Source organism: Methylobacterium indicum (assembly GCF_017347565.1).
Taxonomy (GTDB): domain Bacteria; phylum Pseudomonadota; class Alphaproteobacteria; order Rhizobiales; family Beijerinckiaceae; genus Methylobacterium; species Methylobacterium indicum.
Map to the genome: position 1 here is coordinate 1163372 of NZ_AP024145.1, position 16064 is coordinate 1179435.

General features: G+C 72.8%; 14 protein-coding genes and 1 pseudogene. 7 read left to right on the forward strand and 8 right to left on the reverse strand.

Annotated elements, in window-relative coordinates:
* Positions 1-760 precede the first annotated feature (760 nt).
* The 6 genes and pseudogenes from miv_RS05275 to chpT form a co-directional block, all read right to left on the reverse strand.
* A pseudogene (locus miv_RS05275) lies at positions 761-1582 on the reverse strand (CheR family methyltransferase); the annotation flags it as partial.
* Between the two features lie 40 nt (positions 1583-1622).
* On the reverse strand, positions 1623-2813 hold the full coding sequence (locus tag miv_RS05280; RefSeq protein ID WP_058618692.1) for a protein-glutamate methylesterase/protein-glutamine glutaminase: 1191 nt from the start codon (positions 2811-2813) through the stop codon (positions 1623-1625).
* A gap of 138 nt (positions 2814-2951) precedes the next feature.
* On the reverse strand, positions 2952-3317 hold the full coding sequence (locus tag miv_RS05285; RefSeq protein ID WP_048430017.1) for a response regulator: 366 nt from the start codon (positions 3315-3317) through the stop codon (positions 2952-2954).
* Between the two features lie 15 nt (positions 3318-3332).
* The gene (locus miv_RS05290; protein ID WP_060848869.1) at positions 3333-3833 is read right to left on the reverse strand and encodes a chemotaxis protein CheW; all 501 of its coding nucleotides are present in this window, start codon (positions 3831-3833) and stop codon (positions 3333-3335) included.
* Positions 3834-3911: 78 nt separating this feature from the next.
* A complete protein-coding gene (locus tag miv_RS05295) occupies positions 3912-6656 on the reverse strand; it encodes a hybrid sensor histidine kinase/response regulator (protein ID WP_207181737.1) in 2745 nt (914 codons plus the stop codon).
* 192 nt (positions 6657-6848) lie between these two features.
* Complete coding sequence (gene chpT, locus miv_RS05300; RefSeq protein WP_207181739.1) at positions 6849-7559, reverse strand: histidine phosphotransferase ChpT; 711 nt, start codon at positions 7557-7559, stop codon at positions 6849-6851.
* Between the two features lie 208 nt (positions 7560-7767).
* Between chpT and miv_RS05305 the strand changes: the two genes are divergently transcribed.
* Positions 7768-8622, forward strand: coding sequence for a 3'(2'),5'-bisphosphate nucleotidase CysQ family protein (locus miv_RS05305; RefSeq protein ID WP_207181741.1), 855 nt, complete (start codon positions 7768-7770; stop codon positions 8620-8622).
* Between the two features lie 6 nt (positions 8623-8628).
* On the opposite strand, the gene miv_RS05310 is transcribed toward miv_RS05305, so the two are convergent.
* The gene (locus miv_RS05310) at positions 8629-9114 is read right to left on the reverse strand and encodes a YHS domain-containing (seleno)protein (RefSeq protein ID WP_207181743.1); all 486 of its coding nucleotides are present in this window, start codon (positions 9112-9114) and stop codon (positions 8629-8631) included.
* Positions 9115-9214: 100 nt separating this feature from the next.
* Here miv_RS05310 and miv_RS05315 point away from each other — a divergent pair, with 100 nt between their 5' ends.
* The 3 genes from miv_RS05315 to miv_RS05325 all read left to right on the forward strand — a co-directional run bounded on the left by miv_RS05315 (position 9215) and on the right by miv_RS05325 (position 11427).
* The gene (locus miv_RS05315) at positions 9215-9847 is read left to right on the forward strand and encodes a DUF1134 domain-containing protein (RefSeq protein ID WP_207181745.1); all 633 of its coding nucleotides are present in this window, start codon (positions 9215-9217) and stop codon (positions 9845-9847) included.
* A 163-nt stretch (positions 9848-10010) separates the two neighbouring features.
* Positions 10011-10922 (forward strand): hypothetical protein, encoded by a 912-nt coding sequence (locus miv_RS05320; protein ID WP_207181747.1) that lies wholly within the window; start codon positions 10011-10013, stop codon positions 10920-10922.
* 271 nt (positions 10923-11193) lie between these two features.
* Positions 11194-11427: a 3',5'-cyclic-nucleotide phosphodiesterase gene (locus miv_RS05325; protein ID WP_420865519.1), complete on the forward strand. Its 234-nt coding sequence runs from the start codon at positions 11194-11196 to the stop codon at positions 11425-11427.
* A 75-nt stretch (positions 11428-11502) separates the two neighbouring features.
* On the opposite strand, the gene miv_RS05330 is transcribed toward miv_RS05325, so the two are convergent.
* Positions 11503-13611, reverse strand: a complete 2109-nt coding sequence (locus miv_RS05330) for a hybrid sensor histidine kinase/response regulator (RefSeq protein WP_048430008.1) — start codon at positions 13609-13611, stop codon at positions 11503-11505.
* A 320-nt stretch (positions 13612-13931) separates the two neighbouring features.
* Here miv_RS05330 and lptM point away from each other — a divergent pair, with 320 nt between their 5' ends.
* From lptM to miv_RS05345, 3 genes are all read left to right on the forward strand, one after another.
* Complete coding sequence (lptM, locus tag miv_RS05335) at positions 13932-14282, forward strand: LPS translocon maturation chaperone LptM (RefSeq protein ID WP_058618689.1); 351 nt, start codon at positions 13932-13934, stop codon at positions 14280-14282.
* Positions 14283-14383: 101 nt separating this feature from the next.
* Positions 14384-15655 carry a diaminopimelate decarboxylase gene (gene lysA / locus miv_RS05340; RefSeq protein WP_207181749.1) on the forward strand — a complete coding sequence of 424 codons (1272 nt, stop codon included), beginning with the start codon at positions 14384-14386 and terminating at the stop codon, positions 15653-15655.
* 86 nt (positions 15656-15741) lie between these two features.
* Complete coding sequence (locus miv_RS05345; protein ID WP_207181750.1) at positions 15742-15981, forward strand: hypothetical protein; 240 nt, start codon at positions 15742-15744, stop codon at positions 15979-15981.
* The last annotated feature ends 83 nt before the right edge of the window (positions 15982-16064 follow it).

The window sequence follows — 16064 nt, forward strand, 5'->3', positions numbered from 1 at the left end:
CCCGGCGGGGTTTTTTTGTGTCTGGAAACGGTCGCGACAATCGAGGACGCGAGACGCGGGCGTCACCGGCCGCTCGCGCCGAGGTGTGCCCGGCGCCGGAATGGACAGGACAGGTCACGGCGCCAGCCGCGCGAGCGTTCCGGTGAGGCGTCGGAACCCGGCGCGGCGCCCGCGCAGCCGGAAGACCGGCGCGGCTTCGAGGCCGCTTTGCGCGGGCCCGAGGCGACCGCGGCCGACGGCGAGAGCCGTGACGGCAATCGAGCGGGTGCGGCGGGAGGTTCGAAGGGGGCGAGAGGATCTTCCCTCTCTCGCCTTGCGCCGGGCTGTGCAGCGAAGCGCTTGGGGCCACGCCGGGCGGACGGCACGGCCCACCGGATCGGCAAGCCGTGATCGGCCGCGAGGGCCGGCGGCGGTCCTCGCGGGGTCTGATAACCCGATCCGGAAGATCACTTCCGGATCGGGTACCACACGCCCGCGCGGCGCTTGAGCGGAGCCGATTTCCGCATCACGAAGCGATCAGGCGGAGATCGTATGACTCTCGCCCGGCCGCGGAGGCGAGCCGTCAGCGGGAGGCCCAGCGCAGGCCCGCGAGCGCCGCGGCCGCGCTCGGGAGCGCCGGCGTCGCGGTGGCGCCGACGGACGGTGCGGCGTGACCCTGATAGCTCGGGGCCGGCGCCGCATGGCTCGCGGCCAGGCCGAGATTCGCCAGACCCGGATTCGCCAGACCCGAATTCGCCAGACCCGAATTCGCCAAGCCGCCGCTCGCTGCGGCGCGACCGTGCCGGTAGAGGCCGCGATGCTCGGGATCGGGCACCAGGGTCTCGGTGATGCCGATCACCGTCTCGGCGGCGCCGAGAAGCACCGCGCCGTCGGGCGCGAGCTGATCGGAGATCCGTCGCAGCACGTCGGCCTTCGTCGTCGTGTCGAAATAGATCAGCACGTTGCGGCAATAGACGATGTCGAAGGTGCCGAGCTGCTCGAACGGCTGCAGCAGGTTGAGCGGCCGGAAATCGACCATCTGGCGCAGGGATTCGGCGATGCGCCACTGCTCACCGACCTGGGTGAAGTGCTTCAGCATCAGCTGAACCGGCAGGCCGCGCTGGACCTCGAACTGGTTGTAGAGGCCGAGCTTGGCTTTCTCCAGCACCTCGGTCGAGAGGTCGGTGGCGACGATCTCGACCCGCCAGCCGGCGAGCCGCGGTGCGGCCTCGGCGAGCAGCATCGCCAGCGAATACGGCTCCTGGCCGGTCGAGGCGGCGGCGCACCAGATCCGCAGGCGGCGCTGATTGGCCCGAGCCGCGAGCGCGCCGGGCAGCAGCACGTCGCGGAAGAGGTCGAACGGGGTCCGATCGCGGAAGAAGAAGGTCTCGTTGGTGGTCATCGCCTCCACGACCGCCCGTTCGATGGCGCCGTCTCGGGCGACGCGCAGGCAGCCGACGAGCTCGGTCAGCCCGGCGAGGTTGAAGCGCCGGCAGACCGGCGACAGGCGACTCTCGACCAGGTAGCGCTTCTCCGCCGTCAGGGCGAGGCCGGAGCGTTGCTTGAGGTAGGCGCGGAGGAAATCGAATTCGGTCTCGGTCATCGGCGCGGCATCCTCCCCCGGATCCGTGGCAGGACGCGCATCAGTGGCCGGGGCCGGCGATGGCGGAGCGGAGGGCCGGGCCGAGGCCTGACAGCGGCAGGATGTCGTGGGCGTAGCCGGCCCGCACCAGGCTGCCGGGCATGCCCCATACGGTGGACGAGGCCTCGTCCTGGGCCAGCATGACGCCGCCGGCATCGACGAGGGCCTGGGCGCCCTTGGTGCCGTCCGAGCCCATGCCGGTGAGCACCACCGACAGGGTGGCGGCCCCGTAGACCTCGGCGGCGGCGCGGAACATCACGTCGACCGCCGGCCGGCAGAAATTCACCGGCGGTCCGTCGTTGAGCTGGATCACCGCCTCGGCGGCGCTCCCCGACAGGGCCATGTGGCGCCCGCCGGGGGCGACGTAGACGACGCCCGGGCGCACCGGCTCCCCATGCTTGGCCTCCGCCGCCGGCAGGCCGATCCGGGCGCCGAGATGCTCGGCGAACACCGCCGTGAAGACCGGCGGCATGTGCTGGACGATGAGGATCGGGACGCGCCGCAGGGTCGCGGCGCCGATGCTCTCCAGCACCTCGCCCACCGCCCGGGGGCCGCCCGTGGAGGCCCCGACGAGCAGGCAGCGGGGTGCGGCGACCCGCAGCGGCCGCGGACGGGTCGAGACCGCCGCGGGAGCCGGGCGCGGCGCGGGGGCCGAGAGCGGCGCGGCGATCCGCTCGACCGGCGCGGCCCCGGCGAGGCTCGGGCGCTCGGAATGCGCCGCCGGGCGGGCGCGGGGCCGGTTGCGCAGATCGGCGCCGAGCATCCGGATCTTCTGGACCAGGTCCTCGCGGAAGCTCGCCTGGGTGGTGACGCCGCGATTGCCCTCGGGCTTGGGCAGATAGTCGATGGCGCCGAGCGCCAGGCAGCGCAGCGAGATCTCGGCGTTGCGCTGGGTCAGGGTCGACATCATGACGACCTGGAGCCCGGGGCGCTTGGCCAGCATCTTGGGCAGGGCCTGGGTGCCGTCGAGCTCGGGCATCTCGATGTCGAGGAGCACGATGTCGGGCTGGACCCGGTCGAGGGCGTCGAGCGCGATGCGGCCGTTGGCGGCGGTGCCGACGATCTCGCAGCCGGCCTCCTCCAGCCAGCGCGAGACCAGGCCGCGCACCACCACGGAATCGTCGGCCACCAGGACGCGGATGCGTGGTCCGGCGCTCGGGGACGGGTTGGAGGGCGCGGCGGAGGCGGCCATGGCGTTTCTCGGTCGGCGCCGCGACGGGGCGGGCCAGGGGGATCGGTCCCGGGTCGAGCCGGGGCTTCTTATCGGGTCGGCCCCGGGCGGGGCCCGCTCTGCCGTCGGCCCCGGGCAGGGCCGACGGCGCGGTCGCACCTATGCAAGGCCGACCGCCTGGAGCTTGGCGGTCATGATGTCCTTGTCGAAGGGCTTCATGATGTACTCGTCGGCGCCGGCATGCAGGGCCCGGGCGATCGACGCGACGTCGTTCTCGATGGTGCAGAACAGGACCTTCGGGTGGTCGCCCTCCGGCAGCCGCCGCAGGGCGCGCAGGAACTCGTACCCGTCCATGTGCGGCATGTTCCAGTCGAGGAGCACCGCGTCGGGCATCGCCGACCGGCATTGCTCGACCGCCTCGCGGCCGTCCTCGGCCTCCGCGACCCGGAAGCCCAGGCCCTCGATGATCCGGCGCGCCACCTTGCGGATCACCGCCGAGTCGTCGACGATCAGGAACGTTCTCATCCGGCCGGTCCCGCGTCAGGCGGCGGTGGCGGCGGGCCGCTCGTCGCCGAAGGCCAGGACCGCCTCGACGTCGAGGATGATCAGGAGGCGCCCGTCGAGGCGGTGCACCCCGCGCGAGACCGCGCGCCAGCGGGTGTCGAGATGGACCGGGTTCGGCTCGTAGGTGTCGTTGGCGAGCTTCATCACCTCGCCGACCTGGTCGACGAGCAGGCCGTAGGCCTCGCCGCCATGTTCCAGGCCGACCGCCATGTTGCGGCCGTCGCCGGTGCGGTCGGGCAGGCCGAGGCGTCGGCGCAGGCAGAGCGCCGTGACGACCCGGCCGCGCAGGTTGAGCAGGCCCTTGATCTCCGGCGGCGACAGCGGGACGTCGGTGAGGTTGGTGGCGATGAAGACGTCGTGCACCCGGTCGATCGGCAGGCCGAACAGCTCGTCGCCCAGGAGCACGGTGACGTAGTCGGTGGTCTCGCCGGTGGCTTGCGCGGGGGTGCCGGCGGTGTTCGTGTTGGCGGCCATCATGGGCGGGGCTCGGGCGTGGGAGAGGGATCGGGCGCCCGGACGCGCTATGCGCGCATCCGGGCGATCGCGGTCAGCGGATCACGCCGCGGCGTCGAGGGGGGTGCTGGCGATCTCGTTCACCGCGGCCACGAGGCCCGAGCGATCGAATTTCGCCACGCAATCGGCGACGCCGAGGGCCCGGGCGCGGGCGATCGAGTCCGGCGCCATCGTGCCCGCGAGCGCCACCACCGGCATCTCGGCGAGCCGGCCGCCGGCCTTGCGCATCGCCTCGATCAGGTCGAAGCCCGAGCGGCCCGGCATCTCGAGGTCGCAGACCACGAGGTCGGTCCGCGCCTCGCCGAGGAGATGGCGCATCGCCTCCTCGGCATCGGCGGCCTGGGCGACGCGGAAGCCCGCGGCCTTGAGGACCGGGGTCAGCATCTCGCGGAAGAACGCCGAGTCGTCGACGAGGAGCAGGCTCGGCGCCTTCGGCACCGCCCGGTGGGTCGGCTGGCCCCAATCGTCGTGGGCGAGCGGCAGGTAGTGGGCGATGTTGACGATCTCGGTCGCCCGGTTGCGCACCACCGCCGAGCCGATCAGGTCCGAGCGCTCGGTCACCAGCTCGACGTCCAGCACCTCGTCGACGATGTCGACGATCTCGTCCACCACGAGGCCCATCGAGCGCTCGCCGTCGGAGAACACCACCAGGGCCTGGGCGCCGTCGCGCTTCATCGCCTGCGCCGGATCGGCCGGGACGAGGGGCATCAGGCGGCCGCGATACTGGATCAGCGGGCGTCCGCCGACCCACTCGATCTTCGAGGCGTCGATCTCCTCGAGGCGCGTGACGAGGGAGAGCGGCACCGCCTTGAGCGCGTCGCCGCCGCCCTTGAACACCAGCAGCGTCACGGCCTGATCGCCCGCGTTCTCGTCGCCCTCGGCCTCGGCCTCGATCTCGCCGGGCTGGCCGCTCGCCGTGCCCGACCCGACCATCCGGGCGACGCCGTTGGGATCGATGATCAGCACCACCGCCCCGTCGCCGAGGATCGTGTTGCCGGAGAAGAGCGGGATGTGCCGCAGCTTCGAGGACATCGGCTTCACGACGATCTCTTCCGTGTGGAAGACGCCGTCGACCAGGATGCCGAAGCGCTGGCGACCGACCTGGCTCACCACCACGAAGCCCTCGTCGGTCGAGGCCGGGGCGTCGGGCGCGTCGAGGCCGAGCATCGCCGCCACCGGGACGATCGGCAGCAGGCGGTCGCGCAGGCGCAGGACCGGCGAGCCGTTGATGCGCTCGACCGCGTGATCGCTGCCGGGCTGCACCCGCACCAGCTCCAGCACCGAGACCTGCGGGATCGCGAACCGGTGCTCGCGGGCCGAGACGATGAGCGCCGCGACGATGGCCAGCGTCAGCGGGATCTTGATCGTGAAGGTGGTGCCGGCGCCGAGCTGGGTCTGGATGTCGATCGTGCCGCCGATCAGCTCGATATTGGTCTTCACCACGTCCATGCCGACGCCGCGGCCGGAGACCGAGGTGACGGCCTTGGCGGTGGAGAAGCCGGCGTGGAAGATGAACTTCGCCACCTGGGCGTCGGTCATCCGTTCGACCTCCGCCTCGGTCGCGACGCCGCGCTCGACCGCCTTGCGGCGGATCGCCGACAGGTCGAGACCCTTGCCGTCGTCGGCGATCTCGATCGTGATCGTGCCGCCCTCGTGGAAGGCGTTGAGGCGGATCGTCCCCTTCTCGGGCTTGCCGGAGGCCTTGCGGTCGGCGCCCGACTCGATGCCGTGGTCGGCCGAGTTGCGCACCATGTGGGTGAGCGGGTCCTTGATGACCTCGAGGACCTGGCGGTCCAGCTCGGTCTCGGCGCCCTGCATCACCAGGTCGATCTTCTTGCCGAGTTCCGACGAGAGATCGCGCACGACCCGCGGCAGCTTCTGCCAGGCCGACCCGATCGGCTGCATGCGGGTCTTCATGACCCCCTCCTGCAGCTCGGCGGTCACGTGGGAGAGGCGCTGCAGCGGCACCTTGTAGTTGCCGTCCTCGTGACGGCGGGCGATCTCGAGCAGCTGGTTGCGGGTCAGCACCAGCTCGGAAACCATCGTCATCAGGTGCTCGAGGGTGTCGACGTTCACCCGGATCGTCTGCACCTTGCTGACCGGGCCGTTCTCGGTCTCGGGCGCGGCGGCCTCGGCGCGGGCCGGCGCGGCGGCGCGGGGCTCGACGGGAGCCGCCTCCTGCCGGACGGGCTCCGGACGCGCCGCCGGCCGGAACGGCTCGGGCTCGGCCAGCGGGGCGAGGGCCACGGGAGCGGGCGCCTCGATCTCGACGGCGGTGTCGCGGAACGCGCGCTCGAGGTCGTCGAGGGAGACCTCGCCGGGCTTCAAGGCGCGCTCCAGCACCTGGAGCACCAGGGTGCCGGAGGTCGCCGGGGCGGCGACGGGCACCGGCTCGGGCGCCGGTGCCGGTGCCGGCTCCTCCGACATGCGCTCGAGGGCGCCGATCAGGTCCTCGTCGATCCCGGCCGGCTCGCCGCCGGTGCGCTCCAGCTCGGCCAGGATCAGCTTGATCCGGTCGAGGGTCTGCAGGATCAGGCTGACGGCCGGGCTCGTCACCGGCATCCCGTCGCGGAACTTGCCCATCAGGGTCTCGGCGGCATGCGCCAGCGCCTCGAGGCGGGGCAGCCCGAGGAACCCGCAGGTTCCCTTGATGGTATGAACCAGCCGGAAGATATTCCGCAGGATCGTCTGGTTGTTCGGATCCTGCTCGAACCGGACGAGCTCGAGGTCGACAGTGTCCAGATGCTCCCCGGACTCCGTCAGGAACTCACGCAACAAATCGTCCATCGCGGCCACTCGTCGATCCACGCAGGATCTCTGCGCAGACCTACGCTGCCACGGGAGCCTTTATGATCCGTTGCCGGGAAGCCTCATACTGTGCCGGCTCCGGGTACAAGTCGCCCGGGATCGGTGGAAATCCCGGGTCGCGCGAGAGAAAACAGAGGAGAAGCGGGACCGGCCCCGCGACCGGCCCTAGGGTTAGATGCCGTTACCGCCGTCGTGGCGGTCGCCGGAATCCTGGACCTCCTCGACATCCTCGGCCGGAGCGGCGGCCGGCTCGGCCCGGATCGTGACCGTGTCGCCCTCGATCGAGAACCGCACGTCCATCTGGGCGGCGCGGGCGACGAGGCCGGCATAGAACGGCTGGATCGCGTGGGCGTCGACGGTGCCGCTCTCCGGCGCTCCGGCGATCAGCGTCTCGACGTGGGGGGGGATGCGGGCATAGGCGCCCTTGGCGGTCAGCACGAAGACCGGCGCCTCGGCCTCGCCGGTGATCGAGACGTCGATCACGCCGCCGCGGGGGATCGCCGTCACGGCGATGACCACGAGGTTGAGGACGAGCTTCACCTTGTTCTTCGGGAAGAGCGCCCGCGGCGCGCTCCAGGTCAGCTTGGTCTTCTCGTCGCCGAACATGCCGCGGGCGACGTTCTCGGCATCGGCGAGATCGATGCTGGCCCCCGCCGAGCCCGCGGCCCCGAAGGCGATGCGGGCGAATTGCAGCCGGGCCGAGGCCTGCTTGGCGCTCTTGCGGATCAGGTCGAGGGCGAAGTCGCGCATCTCGGCGCTGTCCTCGTCCTCCAGCACCTCGAGGCCGTTGACGATGGCGCCGACCGGGCTGATCACGTCGTGGCAGACCCGCGAGCAGAGCAGCGCCGAGAGGTCGAGGGCGTCGAGGGTGACGGTGGTCATGGGGGCGCTCCGCGGGGCCGGCAGGGTCGGGACGTCGGTCTTGGGACGTGAAGCTCGAGACCTGGGTCCCGAGACGTGGATCGCGGCGGCTCCCGCCACGGTTTGCCGGCACGGATAGCCGCCGCGGACCGGTTTGAAAAGGCGATCGCGCGGCGGCGGGGCGGGCGCACGCATCGACAAACCCGCTGCCGCCGGGCATGACGAACGGATGACGCCCGCCCTCACCCTCGACCGCGTCCCCACGCAACCCGAGCGCGACGCCGTCGCGGTCCGGCTCGCCGCGATCGCCGTCGCGGCCGGCGAGATCCTGCGGGACTTCGAGCGCGGCGGGTGCAGCCACCACCTCAAGGCCGACGGCTCGCCGACGAGCCAGGCCGACCTCGCCGCCGAGACGCTGATCGTCGCCGCGCTCGCCGAGGCCTGGCCCGGCATCCCGGTGATCGCCGAGGAGACGGCCGCCGAGGCCGCTCCGGCCGCCCTCTTCTTCCTGGTCGATCCCCTCGACGGGACGAAGGATTTCTTGAAGGGCACCGGCGAGTACACGGTCAACATCGCCCTCGTGGCGGGCGAGCGTCCGGTCGCCGCGGCGCTCGCCGCGCCCGCCCTCGGCCGGGTCTGGACCGCGGGCGTCGGCGCCGCCGAAGCCTCGATCGTCGCGGGCCGCCCCGGCGCATTCCGGCCCGTCGCGGCCCGGTCGCTTCCCGGGGAGGGAATGACGGCGCTGGTCAGCCGCAGCCACGGCGAGGCGGCGGACGAGGCCTGCCTCGCCGGCCTGCCGATCGGGCACCGGCGCGGGGTCTCCTCGGCGCTCAAGTTCGGCCTGATCGCCTGCGGCGAGGGCGACGTCTACGTCCGCTGCGGCCCGACCATGGAATGGGACACCGCCGCCGGCGACCACATCCTGACCGAGGCCGGCGGCTGCCTCGTCGGCCCGGACGGGCGACCGTTCGGCTACGGCCGCCACCCCGGCCAGTATCGCAACGGCCCGTTCGCGGCGTTCGGCGACCCGTCGCAGGCCGCCCGCGCGGTGCTGCCGAAAAGATGCCCGGCGCGGGGAGCCTGAGCCGGCTCAGCCGCCGATCGCGGCATCGCGCCGCAGATCCGGCCAGCGCGCCTCGGCGGCATCGAGGAGTTCGGGTCCGGCCCGCCGCCGGCGCTCCGCGTCGCGGAAGAGGTAGAGGCGATCGCCGTACAGGCTCGCCATCAGGGGATCGGCCTCGACGAGCCGACCGGCGGCGATTCCCTCCGGGTCGCAGCCGCCGAGGCGCGGGGCGTAGACCTCCGGCGCCCGCGCGAAGGCGCCCCGGTTCGCCGCGCTGGCAAAGCGCCAGACGAGGCCGGACCAGACGTAGTCGTGGGCATCCGACCCGGAGACCGGCTCGGAGCCGAGCCGGTAGGAGACCGGATCGTAGCCCCGGAGCGCGAGCCCGGTCAGGGGATCGGCGGCGTACAGGGACGGCACGCCGAGCGGGATCTCCGCCGATGCCGGTGCGGCGAGCGCCGCAGCGGGCAGAAGCGACAGCAGGCCGCGCCGCGTTAACCAGATCTTGCCCATATCCGCAGCATTCGTGGCATCCCGCCGCCGTCCGCGCCGGCCTGCCGCCGGGAATCGGCGGGGCCGGTCACGACCTCTCTTAAGCCGGGATGCCTAACGAATGCTCTCAGCCTCCTCCGCCTCCTCGGCCCGGCAGAGACCCGGAATGTCGCGTCGGCGCGCCCTCGCGGCCCTGCTGCTCGCCGCCACGGTTCTGCCCGCTGCCCTGCCGGGCGCCGCCGCCGCGCAGGGACGCCGGCCTGGCGATCCCGGCACGTTCCAGCCGCAGGAGATCATCGATTCGGGCCACCAGTTCTTCGGCTCGGTCTCGCGCGGCCTCGCCCTGACGGTCCAGGAGGCGACGCGCCGCTGGGGCGAGCCCAACGGCTACATCCTCGGCCAGGAGGCCTCCGGGGCGATCATCGGCGGCGTGCGCTACGGCGAGGGCACGCTGTTCACCCGCAATGCCGGCCAGCGCAAGGTGTACTGGCAGGGCCCGTCCCTCGGCTTCGACGTCGGCGGCGACGGGGCCCGCAGCATGATGCTGGTCTACAACCTGCCGCGGGTGAACGCGCTCTACCGCCGCTTCGTCGGCATGGACGGCTCGGCCTACGTGGTCGGCGGCTTCGGCATGTCGGCGGTGACCGCCGACAACATCGTGGTGGTGCCGATCCGGGCCGGCGTCGGCGCCCGGTTCGGGATCAATATCGGCTATCTGAAGTTCACCGACGCGCCGACCTGGAACCCGTTCTGAGGTTTTGCGCCGCCCACGTCGCCCCGGCCGGGCCACGCTGGTCCTCGCGGCCGTCCCGTGGCAGGGTCCGGCCGCGACGCCGGCGCCACCGTGCCGGGCCGCGCCGATCCGCTGCAACCGTCCGTGCGGGGCTCCGCCCGGACGCCGAGAAAGTATCGCCCGGGTGATCGAGTCCCTGATGTTCGTGGCGCTGGGGTTCCTCGGCGCCAGCCTGTGCGCTTTGCTGGTGCTGCCGGCGCTCAATGCCCGGGCCGAGCGCCTGACGCGCCGCCGGCTCGAGGCGCTCTACCCGATGTCGATCGTCGAGCTGACCGCCGAGAAGGATCACCTGCGGGCGGAATTCGCGGTCCGCGAGCGCCAGCTCGAGCGCCGGGTCGAGGAGGCACAGGCCGCCCGGCAGGCCGAGATGGAGGAGACGGGCCGGCGCACGGTGCGCCTCGGCACGCTCGCCACCGAGATCGAGCGTCGGGACGCCCGGCTCGCCGAGCTGGAGCGCGACCTCGTCGAGGCCCGCGGCGGTCTCGCCCGGGGCGAGGGCGAGCTGGCCGAGGCCCGCACCGCCCGGGCCGCGGCCGAGGAGGCGATGCGCGCACTGGAGGGCCCCTACCAGCGGGCGCTGTCCGACCTCGCGACGCTGCGCGCCGAACTCGAGGCGGTGAGCCGGGGGCAGGCCGAGGCCGAGACCGCCCGGGGCGTCGCCGAGGAGCAGGTGCGGGCCGCCCGCGGCAAGGTCGCCGAGGCGGGCGAGAGCGTCGCCACCGCCGCCCGCGGGCAGATCCAGGCCCTCGAGAACGCGCTCGCCGATCTCACCACCCGCCACGCCGCCGAGATCGAGGCCGCCCGCGCCGAGATCGCGCGGCTACAGGAGGCGGTTCGAGCGGCCGGCATGCCCCCGGCGGAGATCGCGAGCCAGAACGCGCTCCTGGAGCGCCGGATCGCCGAGGTGGCCGACGCGCTGATGCGGGGACAGGACGCGGGACACGACAAGGGGCAGAGCCGGCCGGAACCGCGGATGCCGCCGGCGACGACGCTGTCGTCGGCCGCGCCGCGCACGGCTCCCGCCACGGCCGGTTGACGGAAGGATGCGGTGTGCTCAGGGGCACATCGCGTGCGATCGGACCCCGTCATCGGGCGACCGCGCGACGCTGGAAACAGCGCGGAAACATCGCTCAAGCCGTTGCCGCCATTCGGCTTTCGCGCTCCGTCGCCACGACGGCGGCGGAACCTGACCTCGGCGCGACGCGCCCTGCGGCACCCCGCGACCCTTGTCAGGTCGCCGGTTTCGGGCCATCTCGCTGCGACTTCCCACGTTTTGCAAGGCTTCGACAGACATGATGCTCAGGCCGATGTCGCTCGCCCTCCTGACTGCCGGCAGCCTGATGCTGCTCGCCGCTCCGGCTTCGGCCCAGCGGGACGACCCCAACCTGAAGAAGTACTGCACCGGCGATTACATGACCTATTGCGGCAACCTGCCGCCGGAAAGCCCCGAGGTCGATCGCTGCTTCGAGAAGAACATGAAGAAGATCTCGGTCAACTGCAAGCGCGCGATCGATTTCTACGAGCAGACGCACAAGAAGTAAGGCGGCGACGCCTCCGGACGAGGTCGTTCGGAGGCGCGTCGACATGAGGCGCGCGCCTCCCCGACCCGCCTCCGCTCACGCCGAGGCCTGTTCGCGGCTCGCGACTTCCAGCGCTTCGGCCAGGTCCTCGATGCTGAAGGGCTTGCGCAGAACGGTCTCGCCGGGGCCCGGGCGGGGCCCTTCCTGCTCGTCGCCCGCCGGGTGGCCGGTGGCGAACACCACCTTCAGGTCGGGACGCCGCCGCCGCGCCTCGGCGGCGAGCGTCGGGCCGTCGATGCCCGGCATCACCACGTCGGTGAACAGCACCGCCACCTCGCGCTCCCCGTCGAGGACGGCGAGAGCCGCCGCCCCGTCGGCGGCCGTGACGGTCCGATAGCCGAGCTCGCCGATCGTCTCGGCGCTGGCGAGCCGCACTGCGGCGTCGTCCTCCACCACCAGAATCGTGCGCCGGGCCCGGCCGGGCGACGGCGCCGCGAGCCGCGCCCGCCCGGCATCCTCGACCGGCAGCCCGTCGCGGCTCACCGGCAGGGTCAGGGTGATGGCGGTGCCCTGCCCCGGCTGACTGTCGATCCGCACCCGCCCGCCCGACTGGGTGACGAAGCCGTAGACCTGGCTCAGGCCGAGACCGGTGCCCCGCCCCTGCGGCTTGGTGGTGAAGAACGGCTCGAAGGCTCGCGCCACCACCTCGGGCGGCATGCCGGTGCCGGTGTCCCGGACCGTGATCGACACGCCCTGGATGCCGTCCTCCAGGCTGCCCGGTGCGATCTCGAGGACGAGGCGCCCGCCCCCCGGCATCGCGTCGCGGGCATTGACCGCGAGGTTGAGGATCGCGTTCTCGAGCTGGTTCTGGTCGACGAAGATCGGCGGCGGGTCGGCCATCAGGCGCGTCTCGACCTTCACGGTCTCGCCGAGGGTGCGCCGCAGGAGGTCGACCATGCCGGCGACGAGGCGGTTCGGGTCGGTCGGGCGCGGCTCCAGCGGCTGCTGGCGGGCGAAGGCGAGGAGCCGGTGGGTGAGCTTGGCGGCCCGATCGGTGCCGTCGAGAGCACCGGCGATGAAGCGGCCGACATCGGTGTCGCCCCGGGCGATGCGGCGCTGGACCAGCTCCAGGGAGCCGGTGATGACCGCGAGCAGGTTGTTGAAGTCGTGGGCGATGCCGCCGGTGAGCTGGCCCACCGCCTCCATCTTCTGCGACTGGCGCAGCTGGCTCTCGGCCGAGAGGCGCTGGGCGTGCTCGCGCTTGAGATCGGCGAGCGCCTGCTCCTCGGCCCGGGCGCGGGCGAGCGCCAGCCAGGCCATCAGCACCAGGGTCAGGGCCGAGACCGTGGCGACGAGGCCGTAGACCCGCAGGTTGTCGTACCAGCGGTCGAGGGCGACGATCGTCTCGACCGAGAAGGCGACCTCGACCGGGTAATCGCCGATGCGGCGCCAGGCATAGAGCCGCTCGGCCTCGCCGGGCGGGGTGCCGGTGGCCGCGCCGCCCTGCGGCCGGGCGCGGATCGCCCGCAGGAGCGGGTCGGTCGGCCCCAGGCGTTCGTCGGTTTCCGGGCCCGGCGGCTCGCGCACCAGCACGGCGCCGTCGGCCCGCAGCAGCATCGCCCGGTGCGCCGTCGGGGCGGCGATCTCGGCGTAGAAGCGGGCGAAGTACTCGGTGCCGAGCGCGATCACGATCACGCCGTCGAAGCGGCCGTCCTCGGTCGAGCGCCGCCGGCTGACCATGAAGGCGGCGGTGCCGTCGGGCTCCCGCAGGGCGGGGCTGACATAGATGCCGATGTCCTTGGGGCGATGCACCGCGTAGATGTCGCGCTCGGCGAGGTCGCGTCCGAGATCGGCCTCGCGGCTCGAGGCGCGGATTCGCCCCTGCGGGTCCACCACCCAGACCGCCCGGGCCTGGGCCAGCGGCGCCTTCAGGCTGGCGAGGAAGCCGCCGGTGGCGGGAGTCGAGATCTGGGTCCAGCTGCGGTCGAAGATGTAGTCGTCGACCCGGTCCATCGCGAGTTCGGCGGTGTCGAACACCTTCGAGGCGTGCTCGTGCATCACCGCGGCGGTGCGCACGACGGCGCTGTCCTCCTCCCGCAGGACCTCGGCCCGGTTCCACCACGCCGCACCCACCAGGACGACGCAGGGCACCAGGAAAGCCGCGGCGACGAGGAGCTGGTGCAGCCGCACCGTCGAAAGGCTCACGGGACACTCACAAACGCGACGGGGAGCCGACGCGGCGATCGGCCAGAAGCTTAACCGTTCGTTAACGGGAAGGCGAGCGAAACGAGCGCCGCCCGACCCCGTCGGCCTCCGGCTTTCCCGGGCGGTGTGTCGCCCGGGCATCGGCCGAAAGCCCCGGGGAGACCGGAGGCGGGCCGTCGCCGCACTCTTCCGGCCCGGGCTCCAACACCCTCTTAACGGCCAAGCTCGAATGCCGTGCAACCCCCGCGCCGCCCGGGCTCGCCTCGCACGGCGCGGGCCGCTATGGTGCCGCCGCCACGCTTGCCGCCCGGATTTCGCCCGTGTTCCGTCCCCGTACCCTCGTCCTTCTCGGCCTGATCGCCCTCTCGGCCGCCGCCTGCGGCCGTCGCGGCCCGCTCGAGCCGCCGCCCGCCGCGGCGCCGACGGCTCCGCCGAAGGCGAGCCCGGGCGCGAGCGCCGCGCGGCCGAAGACCGGAGCGGCGGCCGTCAACACGCTGCCGGGCGGCGTCGGGCTCTCGGCCGGGGCCTCGGTCCCGGACGAGGAGGACGAGCTGCCCGCCGCCGCCGTCGCCCCCCCGACCGGCATCCCGGCCCCGACCGTGTCGTCCTCGCGCCGCCGCAAGGGCTTCACCATTCCCCAGGAGCCGTTCCCGCTCGATCCGCTGCTGTGACGGCGCCGACGTGAGGGTGCCAAGGCGGTCCGGTTTCGTGTAGAGGGCGCCTCGCGCCGGATGCGGCGCGCCAGCGCCCCCGGTCCATCGGTCTCTCTGCCATGCATCACTTCACCTACCGCGACGGCGTGCTCCACGGCGAGGACGTCGACCTGGCACGGCTCGCGGGCGCGGTCGGCACCCCGTTCTACTGCTACGCCTCCGCCACCCTGGAGCGGCACTACCGGGTCTTCGCCGAGGCCTTCTCGGGCGACGACGCGCTGGTCTGCTACGCCATGAAGGCGAATTCGAACCAGGCGGTGCTCGCCACCCTGGCGCGGCTCGGCGCCGGCATGGACATCGTCTCGGAGGGCGAATTGCGCCGGGCGCTCGCCGCCGGCGTGCCGGGCGAGCGGATCGTGTTCTCGGGCGTCGGCAAGACCGAGGGCGAGATGGCCGCCGCGTTGGATGCCGGCATCCTGTGCTTCAACGTCGAGAGCGAGCCGGAGCTGGAGCAGCTGTCGCGGGTGGCCGCCGCCAAGGGCGCGACGGCGCCGGTCTCGATCCGGGTCAACCCGGATGTCGACGCGCGCACCCATGCCAAGATCTCGACCGGCAAGTCCGAGAACAAGTTCGGGATCCCGATCTCGCGGGCGCGCGAGGTCTATGCCCGCGCCGCCGGCCTGCCGGGCCTGTCGCTCGTCGGCGTCGACATGCATATCGGCAGCCAGATCACCGATCTGGCGCCCTACGACAACGCCGCCGCCCTGCTCTGCGGGCTCGCCCGCGACCTGATGGCCGCCGGTCACAGGCTCCACCACGTCGATTTCGGCGGCGGCCTCGGCATTCCGTACCGGGACGACAACGCCCCCCCGCCCGACCCGGCCGCCTTCGCGGCGGTGCTGCGGCCGCATTTCAAGCCGCTCGGCCTGAAGCCCGTCTTCGAGATCGGCCGGATGATCGCCGGCAATGCCGGCGTGCTGGTCACCCGGGTGCTCTACGTGAAGCACGGCGAGGGCCGCACCTTCGTGATCGTCGACGCGGCGATGAACGACCTGATCCGCCCGACCCTCTACGAGGCCTACCACGCCCTGCGCCCCGTGGCCGAGCCGAAGCCCGAGGCCGGGCGGGTCACCGCCGACGTTGTCGGCCCGGTCTGCGAGAGCGGCGACTACCTGGCGCTCGCCCGCGAGATGCCCGAGGTGAAGCCCGGGGACCTGATCGCCGTGATGTCGGCGGGCGCCTACGGCGCCGTGCAGGCCTGCACCTACAACACCCGGCCCCTCGTGCCCGAGGTGCTGGTGCGGGGCGCCGACCACGCGGTGATCCGGCCGCGGCAGAGCTACGAGGAGCTGATCGGGCTCGACCGGGTGCCGGAGTGGCTCACGGCCTGATCTCTAAAATGCGACCGGTTTTCCGAACCGGTCCGCCAGTCCCCCCGCGCTAACGTCCCGGACAGTCACCGGGAGGACTTGAAGCGATGGCGCCCCAAGGCAATCTGCTCGCCCGTGCCGAGGCCGTGGTCGAGCGCGCATTCCGCATCGCGGCCGAGCACGAGACCGCGCTCGCCCGCGCCCGCAGCGCCGTGCAGCCCCTGCGCGAGGCGGCGGCGCGGCAAGAGGGCGGGATCTCGGGCGGGGTCTCGGGCGGGGTCTCGGGCGGGGTCTCGCCGGCCCTGCCCCAGGATGCCGACCGGCAGCGCGCCGGCCGTCCGGCCTGAGCCGATTTGACCCGCTGGCCCGTCCGGACCGGCGTGGTAGCCTGCCCGCTTCGTTCCCCCGCGGCTCCTCCGCGACGGGAAGC